Source organism: Kluyvera sp. 142486 (assembly GCF_046569695.1).
Classification (GTDB): domain Bacteria; phylum Pseudomonadota; class Gammaproteobacteria; order Enterobacterales; family Enterobacteriaceae; genus Kluyvera.
In genome coordinates, this window is the sequence record NZ_JBKHUI010000020.1 from 74,049 (window position 1) to 93,558 (window position 19,510).

Sequence of the window (19,510 nt, forward strand, 5' to 3'; positions counted from 1 at the left end):
AACTCCTTAGAGATTATTTATTGTCTTTACCGACATGCAGAATGGCGAGGAAGGCTTCCTGCGGCAGTTCGACGTTACCGATCTGCTTCATTCGCTTTTTACCCTCTTTCTGTTTTTGCAGCAGCTTTTTCTTACGGCTGATATCGCCGCCGTAGCATTTCGCCAGAACGTTTTTACGCAGCTGCTTGACGGTTGAACGCGCGATAATGTGCGTGCCGATGGCCGCCTGAATCGCGATATCAAACTGCTGACGCGGGATCAGATCTTTCATCTTCTCAACCAGTTCACGGCCGCGGCTCTGGGAGTTATCGCGGTGCGTGATCAACGCCAGGGCGTCGACGCGTTCGTTGTTGATGAGAACATCAACGCGAACCATGTCTGATGCCTGGAAACGTTTGAAGTTATAGTCCAGCGACGCATAGCCGCGGGAGGTAGACTTCAGACGGTCGAAGAAGTCGAGCACCACTTCCGCCATCGGGATTTCATAGGTCAGCGCCACCTGGTTACCGTGGTAAACCATGTTGGTCTGCACGCCACGTTTCTCAATACACAGGGTGATCACGTTGCCGAGGTAAGCCTGCGGCAGCAGCATGTGACATTCTGCAATTGGTTCACGCAGCTCGTAGATATTGTTCAGCGGCGGCAGTTTGGACGGGCTATCAACGTAGATAGTCTCTTTTGCCGTGGTTTCCACTTCGTACACTACGGTTGGCGCTGTGGTGATTAGATCCAGATCGTATTCACGTTCCAGACGCTCCTGAATGATCTCCATGTGCAGCAGTCCAAGGAAGCCGCAGCGGAAGCCGAAGCCCAGCGCCGTAGAGCTTTCTGGCTCATAGAACAGGGAAGCATCGTTCAAGCTCAGCTTGCCAAGCGCATCACGGAAGTTTTCGTAGTCATCAGAGCTTACCGGGAACAGACCCGCATAAACCTGAGGTTTTACCTTTTTAAAGCCTGGCAGCGGTTTGTCAGCCGGGTTACGAGACTGGGTCAGGGTATCGCCCACCGGTGCGCCGAGGATGTCTTTAATGGCGCAAACAAGCCAACCTACCTCGCCGCATTTCAGCTCGGTACGGTCAACCTGTTTCGGCGTGAAGATACCCAGACGGTCTGCGTTGTAGACCTGACCGGTACTCATCACCTTAATTTTGTCGCCTTTACGCATGGTGCCGTTTTTAATACGCACCAGCGATACCACGCCCAGGTAGTTATCGAACCATGAGTCGATAATCAGCGCCTGCAGCGGGCCTTCCGGATCGCCTTCCGGCGGTGGAATATCGCGCACCAGACGTTCCAACACGTCGGTCACGCCCACGCCGGTTTTCGCCGAGCAGCGTACCGCGTCGGTGGCGTCAATGCCGACGATATCTTCAATCTCTTCCGCTACGCGCTCAGGATCGGCAGCTGGCAGGTCGATCTTGTTCAGAACCGGCACTACTTCCAGATCCATTTCCATAGCGGTGTAGCAGTTCGCCAGCGTCTGCGCTTCTACGCCCTGCCCGGCATCAACCACCAGCAGCGCGCCTTCACAGGCCGCGAGAGAACGGGAAACTTCATAAGAAAAGTCGACGTGGCCTGGGGTGTCGATAAAGTTCAGCTGATAGGTTTCCCCGTTGGCTGATTTAAAGTCCAGGGTCACGCTCTGCGCTTTGATGGTAATACCACGCTCGCGTTCCAGATCCATTGAATCCAGAACCTGGGCTTCCATTTCGCGGTCGGAAAGGCCACCACAAATCTGAATAATGCGGTCAGACAGCGTCGATTTACCGTGGTCGATATGTGCAATGATGGAGAAGTTACGTATATTCTTCATATATTAAAATATTTATGCCTTACGAATACTTTGAGGCCGCGGTACGGAGCCTGACGTTTTATACACGTCATCCTTCGGGTTGCCTCGGCGTTGGCTGCACTCATTCACCCCAGTCACGTACTGATGTACGCTCCCGGGGATTCATTCGCTTGCCGCCTTGATGCAACTCGAATGATATTGTGTATAGTCGTTCGAAAACGCCGCATTCTACACTACAACCGCGTAACCAGGAAATGCTCTTCCCGCAAGCATAGCGCTTCCTGCGAGAAGCGTTCCAAAAATAATAAAGCCAGCGTAATCACTGGCTCATTTCGGTTGAGGATGCGGTGCGAATCAGGTCGGGTGGAAGCCCCACGCTGATGATGATGGGCTGCCAGGTTTCCCTGGCGGCAAGCCGAGGCGAGAGGCCTTTGGCAATCAAGAACCCGCCAACGCCGCCGAGCACCGCACCGCATAGCGCCGCAATGTCAGTGCCGAACAGCACCTGAAACAGCGCAGCGACCACAAACAGCCCCAGCAGCGGTGACATGTAGACCAGCATCGCTGAGCCTAGCAGGCTGCCTTCAGTGATCCCCAGTTCGACCTTTTGCCCGGCAACCAGTGGCTCCGCGCTGGGAACGGAAATCGTATGGGTCGTCTGCGGCCCCAGCTTGTTCAGTACGCGGCTACCACAACCCGCACGTGATGCGCAGCTATTGCAGGAGGCTTTTACGTCGCAGCTAACCTGCGCAACACCGTTATGCCAGGCAATAACGGTGGCCCACTCTTTAATCATTGCGCACCCTTGAATTGAATACCGTCAGCAACCCGCTTCGCCGTTGGCGGCGGCAGTTCGCCAACAATCGTGATATCGGCCTGGTTACGGATGGTAGTGGTGACCGTACGGCGGCCGGTGCGCAGCATCTGTTCGCTGCTGTTGGCCGTCGCGCGGCTGATGTTCACGGAGAAGCTAAACAGACCGTCGGAATAAAGACGGGATTCAACCGGGCTATCGACGCTTGGCAGCGTACGGCGGCTGCTGGAGACCTCTTTAAAGCCCTGCGGCAGCCAGCTTGTCGTCCAGTTGAAGGTCGCGCTGGTTCCCGTTGGCAAGGAGAGTTGCGGCGGCAGGTTGGCTTTCGCCAGCCCCTGCATGCTGGTGCTAACCTGGTCGCCCGTAGAGAGCGATACCACCCGGAACTGTTCGAGGGTCTCACCGTCACGGTCGAGGAGGTCTACGCGCATTGGCAGCTTGCTTTCTGAGTCCATCCACACGATATAGCTATAGCGCGTACCGTCACGCGCCACGACGCGAATCACATCACACATGCGGTCGGCAATACGCGTGCGACCTACGGAGATAAAATCGTAGTAAGGCGCAAGGCGTTTGAAGTCGGTATAAACCAAGGAAGGCAACGAGTCGACGATATAGTCACCGTTCAGCGTGAATGGATCGAGACCGGGCTCAAAGTAGCTGATCTCGTTTCCGCGCTGGACAACTTCGCGGCGTGGGCCGTCCATCTGCAGCAGTTCCGCCAGCGGCTGCCCGTTAAGGCGCACGTGACGATAGCGCAGTGATTCGACGCCTGATTTGTTAATGCTGACGAACGACAGTTCGTAGTTGAGTGACTGGCTGGCCAGATTCATCTCCTGCAACAACGCCCCGGACGATACATCAGCCGAGGCGTTGGCGGTGAAGAACAGGCTACCAGCCACAAGGGACATGGCACACCAAAATTGCTTCATTACTGCGATTGCGTTCCTAGAGTTTGATAGCCTGGCACTTGAACAGCCGCTTGCTGGGTTTGTGCCTGCTCAAACTGAAGCTGTTCTGAATGCAAGCGACGCTGCAATTCATAGTCCTGCAGCATAGCGTTAATGCGACGGCGCTGTTCCTGAACCTGTTGCGGCCCGGTGCTGCCTGCCGACGCGTCCGAAGGAACCCCCAGACTAACCGGACTGGCTTTACCCATCATCGGCAGCGTGTTGAATACCGGTGATTCAGGTTGGGAGGATTCCGGTTGCCCATTATAGTGCTGAACGCCGACAATAACAGCAAGCGATACGCACGCTGCCACGCCCATCTGAGTAAGCGAACTGGCCCATGGACGAACCTTGCTCCAGAACGGCATCTTCTGCCATTGATGCGGTGCAGGCTGGGCTTCAGGAATAAGCGGCGCTGTATTAAGACGAACGGGCTCATTTTCGATGGCGGCCATTACGCGTGCGGAAATATCGAAGTGAAGCACGTCACCCGTGTCACCGCGAAGCGAGTCGCGGATCAGGTGGTAGCTTGACCAGGTTTCCTGTAACTCTGCCGAGCGCGTCAACTCTGTCAGCAGCTCGTTATCCAGCGTTTCACCATCCATTAAGGCGGAAAGTTGTTCTTTCTGCATGCCTAATACCTTTTCCAGTATCCCGCTTCCATCAACGCCTGATAAGCGGTTGAACTTTATTATCAATAGCTTCTCGTGCACGGAAGATACGTGAACGAACCGTACCAACCGGACAATTCATGATGGCCGCTATCTCTTCATAGCTTAGGCCATCGAGCTCCCGCAAGGTAATTGCCATGCGTAAATCTTCCGGAAGCGCGTCAATGGTACGAAAAACTATCTGTCTCAGTTCTTCTGACAACATTAAGTTCTCAGGGTTCGAAATTTCTTTCAAAGCGCCACCGCTTTCAAAGTTTTCGGCATCGTTCGCGTCAACATCACTGGACGGCGGGCGACGCCCCTGAGCAACCAGATAATTTTTAGCCGTGTTGACCGCAATGCGGTACAGCCACGTATAGAAAGCACTATCTCCCCGGAAAGAATCCAGCGCGCGATAGGCCTTAATAAAAGACTCTTGCACTACATCCGGCACGTCGCCAGATGGTACATAGCGGGAAACCAGGCTCGCAACCTTATGCTGATAGCGCACTACCAGTAGGTTAAAAGCTTTCTGATCTCCTTTCTGGACCCGTTCAACCAGGACCTGGTCCGTTAACTGCTCGCTCATCCGAGGTAATGTCTCCCCAAACCTTATTCCCATGCGTAATCAGAATGCCACCCCACCACTGCATTATGAGCAAGCAGAGACTTAGAGTGTTCGAATTTCGTAAAGTTCCGTTACGCTTTGTTTTTCGTTTAGCTCAGACCGTTCATTGTCTATCATTATAAGTCTGTTGATGCTTACCAATACGTAAGTTGCGAAATAAAAACGCAAATCCCGAGAAGAGTAACGTAACCCGGCTTTTATTTCATCATAAATACGCCTTAAACCTCATAGCGTTGTTCTTATTTTTTGGTCTCCCTCTTCGCCTGTTTCGTCACCAGATGTTTAGCCATTACAACCATAGTTCAAAAAAAACCCTGCCCATGTCGCTTTTATAGTGCTACTCTCCGCCTACCGTGTTTAGTAAATTAAACAAAAATGATGAACTCACTTCCTGAACTTTCTTGTGATGTACTGATTATCGGTAGCGGCGCGGCAGGCTTGTCGCTAGCACTCCGTCTGGCAGAGCACAGTTCGGTCATCGTACTGAGCAAAGGGCCAATTAGCGAAGGCTCAACCTTCTATGCCCAGGGCGGTATTGCCGCTGTTTTCGATGAGACGGACAGCATTGAATCGCATATCGATGACACATTGATTGCCGGTGCCGGCATTTGCAATCGCCAGGCCGTGTCGTTTGTTGCCAGTAACGCCAAACACTGCGTGCAGTGGCTTATCGATCAGGGCGTGCTGTTTGACACCCAGGTGCAGGCAAACGGGGAAGAAAGCTATCATCTGACGCGCGAAGGCGGGCACAGCCATCGCCGTATTCTGCACGCCGCCGATGCCACCGGGCGCGAAGTCGAAAACACCCTGGTCAGCAAAGCGATTAACCATCCCAACATCCGCATTCTGGAACGCAGCAACGCCGTTGATTTAATCATCTCAGATAAAGTTGGCCTGCCTGGCACCCGCCGTGTGGTTGGCGCCTGGATTTGGGATCGTAATAAAGAGAAGGTTGAAACCTGCGCGGCGAAATCGGTTGTGCTGGCGACCGGCGGTGCTTCAAAGGTCTATCAGTACACCACTAACCCGGACATCTCCTCCGGTGACGGTATCGCCATGGCCTGGCGCGCGGGCTGCCGGGTAGCGAACCTTGAGTTCAATCAGTTCCACCCTACCGCGCTGTACCATCCGCAGGCGCGTAACTTCCTGCTGACCGAAGCGTTACGCGGTGAAGGCGCACACCTGAAGCGCCCGGATGGCAGCCGCTTTATGCCGGACTTTGACGAACGTGCCGAGCTGGCACCGCGTGATATTGTCGCACGCGCCATCGACCATGAGATGAAGCGCCTTGGCGTTGACTGCATGTATCTCGACATCAGCCATAAACCGGAAGATTTTGTACGCCAGCACTTCCCGATGATTTATGGCAAGTTACTGGGACTGGGGATCGACCTGACCAAAGAGCCAGTGCCAATTGTGCCGGCGGCGCATTACACCTGCGGCGGCGTGATGGTTGACGACTATGGGCGCACCGACGTTGATGGGCTCTATGCCATCGGCGAAGTGAGCTATACCGGGTTGCATGGCGCCAACCGCATGGCATCCAACTCGCTGCTGGAGTGTCTGGTATACGGCTGGTCGGCAGCGGAAGATATTCATAAGCGCATGCCGTACGCCCGTCAGGCCGAAAAACTGCCCGCGTGGGATGAGAGCCGCGTGGAAAACTCCGACGAACTGGTGGTTATTCAGCATAACTGGCACGAGCTGCGCCTCTTTATGTGGGACTACGTCGGCATTGTGCGCACCACCAAACGACTTGAGCGCGCGCTGCGTCGTATCACCATGCTGCAGCAGGAATTGGACGAATACTATTCCCGCTTCCGCGTGTCGAATAACCTGCTGGAGTTACGTAACCTGGTGCAGGTGGCCGAGCTTATCGTGCGCTGCGCGATGATGCGCAAAGAGAGCCGCGGCCTGCACTACACGCTGGACTACCCGGAGCTATTAGCCGAGTCAGGCCCGTCGGTGCTCTCTCCGCTGGTTCACATAAATAGATAGAACGCTTGGGTCAGCGCAGTGTAGCCTTCTGAGTACTGCTGCTCTGGCCCACGGATCACCAGCCTGTCGCTGAAGCATTCCCCACTTTTCGGTGAAAATGCGAGTAATACCCGATGCGGCAAGCGCATCTCCGTTTCCGCCACGTCAGTGCGCAGGCGCAAATGCCAGCCCATCGATAACGCCTGCTGAGTAAATGTCTGGCCGATATTTTCCGGCAGCACCACGCAGAAGAAACCATCTTCGGTAATCGCGTTAGCCGCGCAGGCCAACAGCGCTTCATGGTCGAGCGAGGTGGTATAACGAGCCTGCTCACGCTGGGGCGTTGCACACTCCACCCCCTGCTCATAGTAAGGCGGGTTGCTGACAATCAGGTTATAGCGCGTGGTCAGCCCGGCAACCCACTGCTGAATATCTGCCGTATGTACCTGAATACGTTCTGCCCATGGGGATTCGGCCACGTTTTCCCGCGCCTGCTCCGCCGCGTGTTCATCGAGTTCAACGGCGTCAATCGTCACGCTCTCATCCGTACGCTGCGCCAGCATCAGCGCGAGTAAACCGCTGCCAGCGCCAATATCGAGAATCCGGGTCACCCGTGCGATAGGCGACCAGGCGCCAAGCAAAATACCGTCCGTACCGACCTTCATGGCACAACGATCGTGAGCGACAAAAAACTGCTTAAAGGTAAATCCGTTGCGGCGCAGCGCGGATTTAGAATCAGAGATCATGGTCAACCTTGCCAGGGGAACTGCATAAGCTTTTATTGATATGCACAATACCCGAGAACAGATAGCCATACAAACAGATGAAGATTAGAGCCGTAACGTCTATAATCAGCGCCTCACACAGAGGTAATCATGACTGTAACGACTTTTTCCGAACTTGAACTTGACGAAAGCCTGCTGGAAGCACTCCAGGATAAAGGCTTTACACGCCCGACTGCCATTCAGGCTGCCGCCATTCCGCCTGCGCTCGATGGACGTGATGTTCTCGGTTCTGCGCCAACCGGCACCGGTAAAACAGCGGCGTATTTGCTGCCTGCGTTGCAGCACCTGCTCGACTTTCCGCGCAAAAAATCTGGCCCGCCGCGCATCCTGATCCTCACGCCTACGCGTGAACTGGCGATGCAGGTCGCCGATCATGCTCGCGAGCTAGCAAAAAACACGCACCTGGATATCGCGACCATCACCGGTGGCGTTGCGTATATGAACCACGCCGAAGTGTTCAGCGAAAACCAGGATATCGTGGTGGCGACGACCGGTCGTCTGCTGCAGTACATTAAAGAAGAAAACTTCGACTGCCGCGCCGTTGAGACGCTGATCCTCGACGAAGCAGACCGTATGCTGGACATGGGCTTCGCCCAGGATATCGAGCATATCGCCGGTGAAACCCGCTGGCGTAAACAGACGCTGCTGTTCTCCGCGACTCTCGAAGGCGAAGCGATTAAAGACTTTGCCGAGCGTCTGCTGGAAGATCCGGTAGAAGTTTCTGCAACGCCGTCGACTCGCGAGCGTAAAAAAATTCATCAGTGGTACTATCGCGCCGATAACTTCGAGCACAAGGTTGAGCTGCTGAAACACCTGCTGAAGCAGGAAGACGCCACCCGTACCATCGTGTTTGTGCGTAAGCGCGAGCGTGTGCACGAACTGGCGGAAATCCTGCGTCAGGCCGGTATCAACAACTGCTATCTCGAAGGCGAGATGCCGCAGATTAAGCGTACCGAAGGCATTAAGCGTCTGACCGACGGCCGCGTCAACGTGCTGGTTGCCACCGACGTTGCCGCGCGCGGGATCGATATTCCCGACGTCAGCCACGTGATTAACTTCGATATGCCGCGCGGCGCAGATACCTACCTGCACCGTATCGGCCGTACCGGCCGTGCCGGTCGTAAAGGGACGGCGATTTCTCTGGTGGAAACGCACGATCACCTGCTGCTGCTGAAAATCGGCCGCTATGTCGAAGAGCCGCTGAAATCTCGCGTCATTGACGAACTGCGTCCGACGACGCGCGCGCCGAGCGAAAAAATGACCGGCAAACCGTCGAAGAAAGTGCTCGCCAAACGCGCCGAGAAGAAGAAAGAGAAAGACAAAGAAAAACCGCGTGTGAAGGTCCGTCACCGCGATGCCAGGAACGTTGGCAAACGCCGTAAACCAAGCGGCAGCGCTGCGCCAGAGCAGACTAGCGAAGAGTAAAAAAACGCCGGGATAACCTCCCGGCGTTTTTTTACGTAATACGATCAAAAATCCCCCCGCAGGCACCCTGCGGGGGGATTCATCTACTGATGCCGGGCTAGCCCGACACGCCACTTTCCCACCCCTGAGAAATTACAGGCTCTCAGTAAAAGTACGCGCAATAACGTCGCGCTGCTGTTCTGGGGTTAGAGAGTTAAAGCGCACGGCATAACCAGACACACGGATGGTCAGCTGTGGGTATTTTTCTGGATGCTCAACCGCGTCCATCAGGGTTTCACGACGCAGCACGTTAACGTTCAGGTGCTGACCGCCTTCAACGCGGACTTCTGGTTTCGCTTCAACCGGGATTTCACGGTATTCGATGTCGCCCAGCGCGCTGACGGCAACAACGTCATCTTCTGCGTAACCGCCTTTGGCACACAGGCAGCGTGCTTCGCCTTTCTCGCTGTCGAGCAGCCAGAATGAGTTCAGCAGGTCGTTGTTTGCAGCTTTAGTGATTTGGATACCTGTAATCATTTGATGCCTCCCTAAGGCTCTTTATATTCGTTTTTAACCGGCCTGACCGCGGCCAATTGGTAAAACCATTGTTGCTTGAGTGTATATATACCCCTCAAACACCCCTGATTCTTTGATTTAAATCAACAAAAACCACACCACAAAAAAGGTCATAAGGGAAAATACTTGTTTTGCATCAAGTTACGCTCCGCGGTGCACGCAAAAATCTTTGTAAATCTTCAACTTTTTTTATCCCACCAGCAATGTTCGCCGCCTTCCGATTTTGTGATGACGAAAGAAGCAGTTAAGCTATACCGATAGCAATTCGCAGGAGAGCGAGATGACCACCCCTTTAACCTGGCACGACGTGCTGGCCGCTGAAAAAGAGCAGCCTTATTTTGTGAACACCCTTGCCACCGTCGCCAGCGAGCGTCAGTCCGGCCAGACTATCTATCCACCGCAGAAAGATGTTTTTAACGCCTTTCGCTTCACCGAGTTAAACGACGTGAAGGTGGTGATCCTCGGCCAGGACCCGTATCACGGCCCTAACCAGGCGCACGGTCTGGCCTTCTCCGTGCAGCCGGGTATCGCAACGCCGCCTTCCCTATTGAATATGTATAAAGAGCTTGAAGGAACCATCCCCGGTTTTACCCGCCCAAACCACGGCTATCTTGAGAGCTGGGCTCGCCAGGGCGTGCTGCTGCTCAACACCGTGCTGACCGTGCGTGCAGGACAAGCGCACTCGCACGCCAGCCTTGGCTGGGAAACCTTTACCGATAAAGTGATCGCGCTGATTAACGAACACCGCGAAGGCGTGGTGTTCTTATTATGGGGATCGCACGCGCAGAAAAAAGGCGCCATTATCGATACTCAGCGCCACTGCGTGCTGAAAGCACCGCACCCATCGCCGCTCTCCGCGCATCGCGGGTTCTTTGGCAGCAACCATTTTGTGAAGGCCAATGAGTGGCTGGAGCAGCGCGGTGAAGCACCGATTGACTGGATGCCGGTGCTGCCGGAATAGTTTGGTAGTTTCCCGGCGTCTCTGCGTTCGGCCGGGCTACATTTGAATCGTAGCCCGTCCGAGCAACGCAACGCAACGCAACGCAACGCAACGCAACGCCAGGAAATATTGCAGATACAAAAAAACCGGTCGAGTCGCCTCTTCCGGTTTTTTTTCAACATCGCGTGTTCTTACGCTTTATGCTGACGCCACCATTCGGCTAGCAGCACGCCCGTCGCCACGGAGACGTTCAGGCCCTCAACGGCACGAGTCCCGTCGATAGAAACGCTCATGTCAGCGATAGACGCTGCGGCTTCGGAAACGCCATCTCGATCCTGACCCAGCGCCAGAACCATCTTCTTAGGCAGCTCGGATTTGAACAGCGGCATGCCACGGCCGTTGCCGCTGGTCGTTACGATGGTGTAGCCCGCGTCGCGGAACTGCTCCAGCGCATCGATGAAGCCGTCGCCGGTAATTGGCTCAACGTGTTCAGCGCCACCTTCTGCGGTACGGATCGCCGCACCGGACTCCAGCAGAGCTGCGTCCTGCAATACCACGCCTTTGACACTGAAGTGCGCGCAGCTGCGGATCATTGCGCCGAGGTTATGCGGGTTACCCGCGTCTTCCAACGCCAGTACGCAATCTTCTTCACCGCTTTTTGCAACCCACTGCTGTACGGAAGTGCCGTTACGCTTCTTAATCAGGAAGCAAACGCCGCCGTGGTGTTCAGTGCCGGACGCTTTCGCCAGCTCTTCTTCGTCAACCACGTGATAGGCTTTACGGTTTGCCGCCATCCAGCGCAGTGCTTCTTTAAAGCGTGGGGTGACGCTTTGTACGAACCATGCGCGAACGATAGCGTCCGGACGGCTCTGGAACAGCGCCTGACAGGCATTTTCACCGTATACGCGAGTCTCTTCTGCGCGCTGACGACGCAGGACTTCAGGATCAATAAAGCTTTTACCGCTGATCCCACCGTGATCGGCTTTCGCCGGAGCGTCGTCACCCGGAGCACGGGAAACCGTACGCCATGGGGAGCCTTCACCACGATCGCGATCGCGTTCTACATCGCGGTCACGGCCACGTTCACGGCCGCGTTCGCTGTTAGGACCCTTTCTCTCATCACGGGCAGGGCGACGACCGCCTTCGGCACGGGAAGCACCAGCACGGGATGTGCCAGGACGGCCTCCGCCTTTACCAGTACGAGGATTTTGGGTGCGTTTGTCCGAGTCATCGTCACTGCGGACGTACATCACTTTGACCTTGCCGTTTTTGTTCTTCAGTTCGTCGCTCATGTTTTTCTCCACCTGCGCTGCGCGAAGCGCGCAGATTACCTGATGTGCTAGCGCTTAGCCATTACTTCATAAAAAAGACCACGACTATTATATCCATCGGATAAAACGCCTTGTTGATTAATACAGTCTTGTTGATAATGTGTAACATTATAGAAACATCCGGCAACATTGCCGTTCTGCAACACGATGACCCAGAGGTGAGTTATGAATACCGTTTGTGCCCACTGCCAGGCACTTAATCGCATTCCAGAAGCGCGTATTAACGAAGCGGCAAAATGTGGACGCTGTGGTGAAGACCTGTTCGATGGCGAAGTGATTAACGCTACGGACAGCACACTGGATAAACTGCTGAAGGACGATCTCCCCGTTGTTGTTGATTTCTGGGCGCCATGGTGTGGCCCATGCCGTAACTTCGCGCCAATTTTCGAAGATGTCGCCGAAGAGCAAAGCGGAAAAATTCGTTTTGTGAAAGTGAACACCGAAGCGGAGCGCGAGCTCAGCGCGCGTTTCCGGATTCGCAGCATCCCGACCATTATGATTTTCAAAAATGGCGAAATTGTCGATATGCTCAACGGCGCGGTACCGAAAGCGCCGTTTGAAAGCTGGCTGAACGAAGCGCTGCAGGCATAATCCCACCGGGGCACATCTTGTGCCCCGTATTCGCCTCTGCGACAATAGCGTTTTTGCCGTACGATTCCTATGATTGATAACGCCGTTCTTCGGTTGCGCGCCGACCGACTTGCCCGCGCCACTCGCCCTTTTCTTGCCCGCGGTAATCGGGTTCGCCGCTGCCAGCGCTGTCTGCTGGTACAACGCTATTGTCTGTGCGACACCATCGCCCCACATCCGGCAAAGAGCCGTTTTTGCCTGGTGATGTTCGACACCGAACCGATGAAGCCCAGCAACACCGGTCGCCTGATTGCCGACATTTTGCCGCAAACCGAGGCTTTCCAGTGGTCACGTACCGAGCCGCCGCAGGCGCTGCTCGAGCTGGTAAAAAAACCGGACTACCAGCCGATGGTGGTTTTCCCGTCGTCCTACGCAGACCCGGACCGTCAGGTGCTCACTACGCCACCTACCGGAAAACCACCGCTGTTTATTATGTTAGACGGAACCTGGCCAGAAGCGCGGAAAATGTTCCGTAAAAGCCCGTGGCTGGACAATCTGCCGCTTATCTCCGTCGATCTATCACGCGTATCGGCCTACAGCCTGCGCGAAGCGCATGTCGAAGGTCAGTACTGCACCGCCGAAGTCGCCATTGCGCTGCTGGATTTAGCCGACGACACCGGGGCAGCCTCTGCGCTCAGCGGACACTTCACTCGCTTTCGTGAGCACTACCTTGCAGGAAAATCTCATCATCAGGGGAACATCACAACAGCCGAAGCGGAAAACGGTTAAACTCATCAGATTACTGTCGCGTAAGGAAGACGGCTATGAGTCAACGTGGGCTGGAAGCACTTCTGAGGCCAAAATCCATTGCGGTGATTGGCGCCTCGATGAAACCACAGCGGGCCGGTTTTTTGATGATGCAGAATTTACTGGCTGGCGGCTTTGCCGGCCCCGTTCTGCCCGTCACCCCGGCCTGGAAAGCGGTGCTTGGCGTTCTTGCCTGGCCGACGATTGACAGCCTCCCCTTTTCACCGGATCTCGCGGTGCTTTGCACCCACGCTCGTCGCAACCTTGAATTGCTGGAAGCGCTAGGGGAAAAGGGCTGCAAAACCTGCATTATTCTCTCTTCTACTCCCGACCAGTTCAGCGCGCTACAAGCCTGCGCTGCCCGCTATCAGATGCGTCTGCTTGGGCCAAACAGTCTGGGCTTGCTCGCCCCCTGGCAGGGCCTGAACGCCAGCTTTTCACCGGTGCCGATTCGCAAAGGCAAGCTGGCCTTTATTTCTCAATCAGCTGCCGTTTCCAATACCATCCTCGACTGGGCGCAGCAGCGAGAGATGGGTTTTTCTTACTTTATTGCGCTGGGTGACAGCCTGGATATTGATGTCGACGACCTGCTCGACTATCTGGCGCGAGACAGCAAAACCAGCGCTATTCTGCTCTATCTGGAGCAGCTCAGCGATGCGCGGCGTTTTGTATCCGCCGCCCGAAGCGCATCACGCAATAAACCGATTCTGGTGATTAAAAGCGGGCGCAGCCCGGCCGCTCAGCGTCTGCTACACGTGAACTCCGGGATGGACCCGGCCTGGGATGCCGCCATTCAGCGTGCAGGTCTGCTACGCGTGCAGGATACCCACGAGCTTTTCTCTGCTGTTGAGACCCTAAGCCATATGCGCCCACTACGCGGCGAGCGGCTGATGATTATCAGCAACGGCGCGGCACCCGCGGCGCTGGCACTGGACGAGCACTGGGCGCGCAACGGAAAGCTTGCCACCCTCAGCGACGAGACGCGCCAGCAGCTACAACAGCTTCTACCAGACACCGTTGAGGCCAATAACCCACTGGATCTGCGCGATGATGCCAGTATCGAACACTATTTAGCAGCGGTGAATGTGTTGCTCAATAGCCCGGACCTGGATGCCCTGATGGTGATCCACTCCCCTAGTGCTACGGCACCGGGCAGTGAAAGCGCCACCGCGCTCATTGACCTCATCAAAAAGCACCCGCGCGGGAACTACATCAGCGTGCTGACCAACTGGTGCGGCGAATACTCATCGCGGGAAGCACGTCGTATGTTCAGCGATGCGGGCATCCCGACTTACCGCACCCCGGAAGGGACGATTACCGCTTTTATGCATATGGTGGAATACCGCCGTAACCAGAAGCAGCTGCGGGAAACACCGGCGCTGCCGCATAGCCTGACGGCCAATACCAGCCAGGCGCATGAGCTATTACAGCAGGCAATAGACAGCGGCATCAGCGCGTTGGACACCCACGAAGTTCGCCCGATTCTGGAAGCCTACGGGCTGAATACACTGCCAACCTGGATTGCCTCAGACAGCGCCGAAGCGGTGCATATCGCCGAACAAATTGGTTATCCGGTGGCGCTGAAACTACGCTCACCGGATATTCCGCACAAATCTGAAGTTCAGGGCGTCATGCTCTACCTGCGCACCGCCACCGAGGTACAGCAGGCCGCCGATGCAATCCTCGACCGCGTCAAAATGGCCTGGCCGCAGGCACGCATTCACGGCCTGCTGGTGCAGAGTATGGCCAACCGTGCTGGCGCGCAGGAGCTACGCGTAGTGGTTGAGCACGACCCGGTTTTTGGCCCGCTGATTATGCTGGGCGAAGGTGGCGTAGAGTGGCGTGCTGAAGATCAGGCTGCCGTTGCCCTGCCACCGCTGAATATGACGCTGGCGCGCTATTTGGTTATTCAGGCCATTAAGAGTAAGAAAATCCGCGGCCGCAGTGCGCTGCGCCCGTTAGATATTCCGGGCTTAAGCCAGCTATTGGTGCAGGTTTCTAACCTGATTGTTGACTGCCCGGAAATCCAGCGTCTGGATATTCACCCGCTGCTGGTCTCCGGCAACGAATTTACCGCGCTGGATGTGACGCTGGATATTGCCCCGTTTAGCGGTTCGAGCGAAAGCCGGCTTGCCATTCGTCCGTATCCTCAGCATCTGGAAGAGTGGGTCACCATGAAAAATGGTGACCGCTGCCTGTTCCGCCCTATCCTGCCGGAAGATGAGCCGCTATTGCAGCAGTTTATCGCCCGGGTCACAAAAGAGGATCTTTACTACCGCTACTTTAGCGAGATTAACGAATTCACCCATGACGATTTAGCCAACATGACGCAGATCGACTACGATCGAGAAATGGCCTTTGTGGCGGTTCACGGTTCTGGCGACGATACCGAGATCCTCGGTGTGACCCGCGCGATTTCCGATCCGGATAATATCGACGCGGAATTTGCCGTACTGGTCCGTTCCGATCTAAAAGGCCTTGGGCTCGGCGGGAGGTTGCTGGATAAGCTTATCGGCTACACTCGCGCTCACGGTTTGCTGCGCCTGAACGGCATTACCATGCCCAATAATCGCGGAATGATAGCGCTCGCGAGGAAGCTCGGTTTTGACGTTGATATTCAGCTGGAAGATGGCATCGTCGGCCTATCCCTAAGGCTGAGTGATGACTAAGTTGCTGGAAATGCTGCCCTTACCCGACAGAGATGGTATCATTGACCGCTTACGTCGTCTGCCAGGTACAGAGGACCCTTCACTAAACCAGAGAAGAAACGCACTGTGATGTTGTCAAAATTTAAGCGTAATAAACATCAACAACACCTTGCCCAACTACCCAAGCTTTCACAGTCTGTTGATGATATTGAGTTTTTCTATGCTCCAGCAGATTTCCGTGAAGCTCTGCTCGCAAAAATCGCCAGCGCCACGCGCCGAATTTGCATCGTCGCGTTGTACCTCGAACAGGACGACGCCGGAAAGACGATTCTGCAAGCCTTGTACGAAGCCAAACGTCAACGCCCGGAGCTTGAAGTCCGTGTGCTGGTTGACTGGCATCGCGCACAGCGTGGGCGTATTGGTGCAGCCGCGTCTAATACCAATGCGGACTGGTACTGCCGTACAGCAAAAGAGAACCCGGGCGTAGAGGTTCCCGTTTACGGCGTGCCGATTAACACCCGTGAAGCACTCGGCGTGCTGCACTTTAAGGGCTTCATTATTGATGACTGCGTGCTGTACAGCGGCGCAAGCATCAACGATGTCTATCTGCATCAGCACGATAAATATCGCTATGACCGCTATCAGTGCATCCGTAACCCGCAGATGGCTGACATCATGTTTAATTGGGTATCGGAGAATCTTGTTGAAGGTCGCGGCGTTAACCGTCTCGATAATACCGAGCGCCCGAAAAGCCCGGAAATCAAAAACGACATTCGTCTTTATCGTCAGGAACTGCGCGATACCAGCTACCATTTTGAGGGTAATGCCAGCGATGACGAGCTCACCGTCACGCCGTTGGTTGGTCTTGGCAAAACCAGCGTACTGAATAAAACGATTTTCCATCTGATGCCGTGCACCGAGGAAAAGCTCACCATCTGCACGCCATACTTCAACCTGCCTGCGCTGCTGGTGCGTAATATTATTCGCCTGCTGCGGGATGGGAAAAAAGTAGAGATCATCGTCGGTGATAAGACAGCAAACGACTTCTACATCCCGGAAAACGAGCCGTTTAAGATCATCGGTGCGCTGCCTTATCTGTATGAGATTAACCTGCGCCGCTTCCTGAGCCGCCTGCAGTATTACATCAATACCGATCAGCTGACCGTGCGTCTGTGGAAAGACGAGGATAATACCTATCACCTGAAAGGGATGTGGGTCGATAACGAGTGGATCCTGCTGACCGGCAACAACCTTAACCCGCGCGCCTGGCGCCTGGATCTGGAAAATGCTGTCCTGATCCACGATCCGAAAAAGGAACTGGCGTCGATGCGCCAGAGAGAGCTGGATCTGATCCGCAAACATACGACGGTGGTAAATGATTTCCGCGATCTGCAAAGCATCGCTGAATACCCCGTTAAGGTGCGTAAGCTGATTCGCCGTCTGCGACGTATTCGTATCGACCGACTGATCAGCCGTATCCTTTAAATTGCAGCCCCGTTTCGACGGGGCTTTTTTTTCAAGGAGCTATAATGACCCGCATCCTCGTTCTTTGTAGCGCGCTCGTATTAAGCGGCTGTAGCCATATGGCTAACGATAGCTGGAGCGGACAGGATAAAGCCCAGCACTTTATTGCCTCTGCCATGCTCTCTGCCGCCGGTAACGAATATGCGCAGCATCAGGGCATCAGCCGTGACCGCAGCGCCGCCATTGGCTTTATGTTTTCCGTCAGTCTGGGTGCATCAAAGGAGCTGTGGGATAGCCGCCCGGCAGGGAGCGGCTGGAGTTGGAAAGACTTTGCATGGGATGTCGCCGGTGCCACAACCGGCTATGCGGTGTGGCAGCTGGCGCAGCATTAACGTGCTACAGGCGTAACCCCTTCCCTTTGCGGTGCAGCTTCAGTGATACCAGGAACGCCAACGCCGCCATCACGGTGACGTACCAGAAAAAGGCCGTCTCAATCCCGGACGACTTCAGCGACAACGCAACGTATTCAGCCGAACCACCAAACAGCGCATTCGCTACTGCATAAGAGAGCCCGACTCCCAGAGCTCGAACCTGTGCCGGGAACATTTCAGCCTTCAGAATACCGCTGATAGAGGTATAGAAACTGGTAATCAATAGGGCACACATCACCAGACCAAACGCAGCATAAGGCGAAGTGACATTTTGCAATGCCGAGAGAATGGGCACGGTAAACAACGTTGCCAGTGCGCCAAAGCAGAGCATTGAGGTACGGCGACCGACTTTGTCCGACAGCAGGCCAAAGAACGGCTGTACCAGCATGTAAACAAACAGCGCCGCCGTCATAATCACGCTGGCGAGGTTCGCACTCATACCTGCGGTATTGACCAGATACTTCTGCATATAGGTGGTGAAGGTATAGAAGCTTAACGACCCTGCCGCAGTAAAGCCCAACACCATCACGAAGGCCCGACGGTTACGCCATAGCCCTTTGAAGGAACCCGCCTCTTTTAGCGTACGCGTCTCTTTCTGTGATGTTTCATCCAGTTGGCGACGCAGCCACAGCGCAACAATCGCCAGCACAGCGCCCATAGCGAATGGTATACGCCATCCCCATGCGTGCAGGCTCTCACTGTCCATTACGTTTTGCAGGATAACAACGACCAGTACCGCCAACAGTTGGCCGCCGATTAAGGTGACGTACTGGAATGACGCATAGAAGCCTTTGCGCCCTTCAACCGCCACTTCACTCATATAGGTTGCACTTGTCCCGTACTCTCCACCGACGGAAAGCCCCTGGAATAGACGAGCCAACAGCAGTAGCGCCGGAGCCCAGGTGCCAATCACGCTATAGCCCGGCAGGCAGGCGATCACCAGCGATCCAAAGCACATCATACAGACGGAAATAAGCATTGAAACTTTACGTCCGCGACGGTCAGCGATGCGGCCAAACAGCCATCCGCCGATAGGGCGCATCAGAAAACCTGCGGCAAAGACACCTGCGGTTTGTAGTAGCTGGGTAGTTGTATTTCCGGATGGAAAGAAGATATGAGCAAAATACAGAGAACAGAACGAGTAGACATAAAAGTCAAACCATTCAACGAGGTTCCCCGATGATGCCCCGACAATTGCCATGATACGACGGCGAGTATCGCTGCCGGTAAGCGTCCCTTCTGGGGTTACACTGGTTACAGCCATTTGTTAACTCCTGCCAAAAGCGATCTCCTGCCTTAACCGGGCGTAACACGTTACGCAGGCAGATATTTTAGTAAATGAAATGTTATATAATTGTTATATAAAAATTGGTGACAAATGTCACATTTTTCATTAGCAAGATCACGATTTAGGAGTAACTTCAGTCGCGATGAGAGAGGAACAAGAGAGAGGATAGGTCGAATAAAGCGTTTATGTTGTCATCCGGCAATGAGCCCCCGGAGTCGGCGTAAACGCCTCGTCCGGGCTACGGTTTTGTGCATTATCGTACACACTATCCCCGCCTTTAGCCCGGGCGAACGCATGTACGACCCCGGGATTTTCACACCACTTTCATTTTCCACACACGCAAAAAAGCCCATCCGTCAAGATGGGCTTCTTCACTAAATTGATGCCTGGCAGTTCCCTACTCTCGCATGGGGAGACCCCACACTACCATCGGCGCTACGGCGTTTCACTTCTGA

General features: G+C 54.8%; 17 protein-coding genes. 8 read left to right on the forward strand and 9 right to left on the reverse strand.

The genetic code is table 11. The annotated features are described in order from the left end of the window. Positions 1 to 13: 13 nt before the first annotated feature. From lepA to rpoE, 5 genes are all read right to left on the reverse strand, one after another. Complete coding sequence (lepA, locus tag ACLGE8_RS19510; RefSeq protein ID WP_185670083.1) at positions 14 to 1,813, reverse strand: translation elongation factor 4; 1,800 nt, start codon at positions 1,811 to 1,813, stop codon at positions 14 to 16. Positions 1,814 to 2,111: 298 nt separating this feature from the next. Then, positions 2,112 to 2,588, reverse strand: coding sequence for a SoxR-reducing system protein RseC (rseC, locus tag ACLGE8_RS19515; RefSeq protein WP_333496854.1), 477 nt, complete (start codon positions 2,586 to 2,588; stop codon positions 2,112 to 2,114). Continuing rightward, the gene (rseB, locus tag ACLGE8_RS19520) at positions 2,585 to 3,538 is read right to left on the reverse strand and encodes a sigma-E factor regulatory protein RseB (RefSeq protein ID WP_411000572.1); all 954 of its coding nucleotides are present in this window, start codon (positions 3,536 to 3,538) and stop codon (positions 2,585 to 2,587) included. Before rseB ends, rseC begins: the two co-directional genes overlap by 4 nt. After that, complete coding sequence (rseA, locus tag ACLGE8_RS19525) at positions 3,538 to 4,188, reverse strand: anti-sigma-E factor RseA (protein ID WP_411000574.1); 651 nt, start codon at positions 4,186 to 4,188, stop codon at positions 3,538 to 3,540. Before rseA ends, rseB begins: the two co-directional genes overlap by 1 nt. Before the next feature lie 31 nt (positions 4,189 to 4,219). Continuing rightward, complete coding sequence (gene rpoE / locus ACLGE8_RS19530; RefSeq protein ID WP_411000576.1) at positions 4,220 to 4,795, reverse strand: RNA polymerase sigma factor RpoE; 576 nt, start codon at positions 4,793 to 4,795, stop codon at positions 4,220 to 4,222. 417 nt (positions 4,796 to 5,212) lie between these two features. Here rpoE and nadB point away from each other — a divergent pair, with 417 nt between their 5' ends. Then, complete coding sequence (nadB, locus tag ACLGE8_RS19535; protein ID WP_411000592.1) at positions 5,213 to 6,832, forward strand: L-aspartate oxidase; 1,620 nt, start codon at positions 5,213 to 5,215, stop codon at positions 6,830 to 6,832. Here the strand turns inward: nadB and trmN are convergent. Then, the gene (gene trmN, locus ACLGE8_RS19540) at positions 6,817 to 7,554 is read right to left on the reverse strand and encodes a tRNA(1)(Val) (adenine(37)-N(6))-methyltransferase TrmN (RefSeq protein ID WP_411000594.1); all 738 of its coding nucleotides are present in this window, start codon (positions 7,552 to 7,554) and stop codon (positions 6,817 to 6,819) included. The genes nadB and trmN overlap by 16 nt on opposite strands. A gap of 132 nt (positions 7,555 to 7,686) precedes the next feature. Here trmN and srmB point away from each other — a divergent pair, with 132 nt between their 5' ends. After that, the gene (srmB, locus tag ACLGE8_RS19545; RefSeq protein ID WP_411000578.1) at positions 7,687 to 9,021 is read left to right on the forward strand and encodes an ATP-dependent RNA helicase SrmB; all 1,335 of its coding nucleotides are present in this window, start codon (positions 7,687 to 7,689) and stop codon (positions 9,019 to 9,021) included. 132 nt (positions 9,022 to 9,153) lie between these two features. Here the strand turns inward: srmB and grcA are convergent, their stop codons facing one another. After that, positions 9,154 to 9,537 (reverse strand): autonomous glycyl radical cofactor GrcA, encoded by a 384-nt coding sequence (gene grcA, locus ACLGE8_RS19550; RefSeq protein WP_185670077.1) that lies wholly within the window; start codon positions 9,535 to 9,537, stop codon positions 9,154 to 9,156. 319 nt (positions 9,538 to 9,856) lie between these two features. Here grcA and ung point away from each other — a divergent pair, with 319 nt between their 5' ends. Then, the gene (gene ung, locus ACLGE8_RS19555) at positions 9,857 to 10,537 is read left to right on the forward strand and encodes a uracil-DNA glycosylase (RefSeq protein WP_035893808.1); all 681 of its coding nucleotides are present in this window, start codon (positions 9,857 to 9,859) and stop codon (positions 10,535 to 10,537) included. 170 nt (positions 10,538 to 10,707) lie between these two features. On the opposite strand, the gene ACLGE8_RS19560 is transcribed toward ung, so the two are convergent. After that, complete coding sequence (locus ACLGE8_RS19560) at positions 10,708 to 11,808, reverse strand: tRNA/rRNA methyltransferase (protein WP_411000580.1); 1,101 nt, start codon at positions 11,806 to 11,808, stop codon at positions 10,708 to 10,710. Between the two features lie 204 nt (positions 11,809 to 12,012). Between ACLGE8_RS19560 and trxC the strand changes: the two genes are divergently transcribed. The 5 genes from trxC to ACLGE8_RS19585 all read left to right on the forward strand — a co-directional run bounded on the left by trxC (position 12,013) and on the right by ACLGE8_RS19585 (position 17,728). Then, positions 12,013 to 12,438: a thioredoxin TrxC gene (trxC, locus tag ACLGE8_RS19565; protein WP_411000582.1), complete on the forward strand. Its 426-nt coding sequence runs from the start codon at positions 12,013 to 12,015 to the stop codon at positions 12,436 to 12,438. 69 nt (positions 12,439 to 12,507) lie between these two features. Then, on the forward strand, positions 12,508 to 13,206 hold the full coding sequence (locus ACLGE8_RS19570) for a tRNA-uridine aminocarboxypropyltransferase (RefSeq protein ID WP_411000584.1): 699 nt from the start codon (positions 12,508 to 12,510) through the stop codon (positions 13,204 to 13,206). 35 nt (positions 13,207 to 13,241) lie between these two features. Beyond that, positions 13,242 to 15,893 carry a bifunctional acetate--CoA ligase family protein/GNAT family N-acetyltransferase gene (locus ACLGE8_RS19575; protein WP_411000586.1) on the forward strand — a complete coding sequence of 884 codons (2,652 nt, stop codon included), beginning with the start codon at positions 13,242 to 13,244 and terminating at the stop codon, positions 15,891 to 15,893. 108 nt (positions 15,894 to 16,001) lie between these two features. Next, positions 16,002 to 17,357: a CDP-diacylglycerol--serine O-phosphatidyltransferase gene (gene pssA / locus ACLGE8_RS19580; protein WP_411000596.1), complete on the forward strand. Its 1,356-nt coding sequence runs from the start codon at positions 16,002 to 16,004 to the stop codon at positions 17,355 to 17,357. 44 nt (positions 17,358 to 17,401) lie between these two features. Further along, positions 17,402 to 17,728, forward strand: coding sequence for a YfiM family lipoprotein (locus ACLGE8_RS19585; protein ID WP_220438339.1), 327 nt, complete (start codon positions 17,402 to 17,404; stop codon positions 17,726 to 17,728). A 4-nt stretch (positions 17,729 to 17,732) separates the two neighbouring features. On the opposite strand, the gene ACLGE8_RS19590 is transcribed toward ACLGE8_RS19585, so the two are convergent. Continuing rightward, a complete protein-coding gene (locus ACLGE8_RS19590) occupies positions 17,733 to 19,031 on the reverse strand; it encodes an MFS family transporter (protein ID WP_411000588.1) in 1,299 nt (432 codons plus the stop codon). Between the last annotated feature and the right edge of the window lie 479 nt (positions 19,032 to 19,510).

Excerpts from the sequence above, each read along its gene's own strand:
- rseB (WP_411000572.1), bottom strand. The coding sequence starts at position 3,538 with ATGAAGCAATTTTGGTGTGCCATGTCCCTTGTGGCTGGTAGCCTGTTC.
- lepA (WP_185670083.1), bottom strand. The coding sequence starts at position 1,813 with ATGAAGAATATACGTAACTTCTCCATCATTGCACATATCGACCACGGT.
- grcA (WP_185670077.1), bottom strand. The coding sequence starts at position 9,537 with ATGATTACAGGTATCCAAATCACTAAAGCTGCAAACAACGACCTGCTG.
- srmB (WP_411000578.1), top strand. The coding sequence starts at position 7,687 with ATGACTGTAACGACTTTTTCCGAACTTGAACTTGACGAAAGCCTGCTG.
- ACLGE8_RS19575 (WP_411000586.1), top strand. The coding sequence starts at position 13,242 with ATGAGTCAACGTGGGCTGGAAGCACTTCTGAGGCCAAAATCCATTGCG.
- pssA (WP_411000596.1), top strand. The coding sequence starts at position 16,002 with ATGTTGTCAAAATTTAAGCGTAATAAACATCAACAACACCTTGCCCAA.
- ACLGE8_RS19570 (WP_411000584.1), top strand. The coding sequence starts at position 12,508 with ATGATTGATAACGCCGTTCTTCGGTTGCGCGCCGACCGACTTGCCCGC.
- trxC (WP_411000582.1), top strand. The coding sequence starts at position 12,013 with ATGAATACCGTTTGTGCCCACTGCCAGGCACTTAATCGCATTCCAGAA.
- ACLGE8_RS19585 (WP_220438339.1), top strand. The coding sequence starts at position 17,402 with ATGACCCGCATCCTCGTTCTTTGTAGCGCGCTCGTATTAAGCGGCTGT.
- ACLGE8_RS19590 (WP_411000588.1), bottom strand. The coding sequence starts at position 19,031 with ATGGCTGTAACCAGTGTAACCCCAGAAGGGACGCTTACCGGCAGCGAT.
- rpoE (WP_411000576.1), bottom strand. The coding sequence starts at position 4,795 with ATGAGCGAGCAGTTAACGGACCAGGTCCTGGTTGAACGGGTCCAGAAA.
- rseA (WP_411000574.1), bottom strand. The coding sequence starts at position 4,188 with ATGCAGAAAGAACAACTTTCCGCCTTAATGGATGGTGAAACGCTGGAT.
- ACLGE8_RS19560 (WP_411000580.1), bottom strand. The coding sequence starts at position 11,808 with ATGAGCGACGAACTGAAGAACAAAAACGGCAAGGTCAAAGTGATGTAC.
- rseC (WP_333496854.1), bottom strand. The coding sequence starts at position 2,588 with ATGATTAAAGAGTGGGCCACCGTTATTGCCTGGCATAACGGTGTTGCG.
- ung (WP_035893808.1), top strand. The coding sequence starts at position 9,857 with ATGACCACCCCTTTAACCTGGCACGACGTGCTGGCCGCTGAAAAAGAG.
- nadB (WP_411000592.1), top strand. The coding sequence starts at position 5,213 with ATGAACTCACTTCCTGAACTTTCTTGTGATGTACTGATTATCGGTAGC.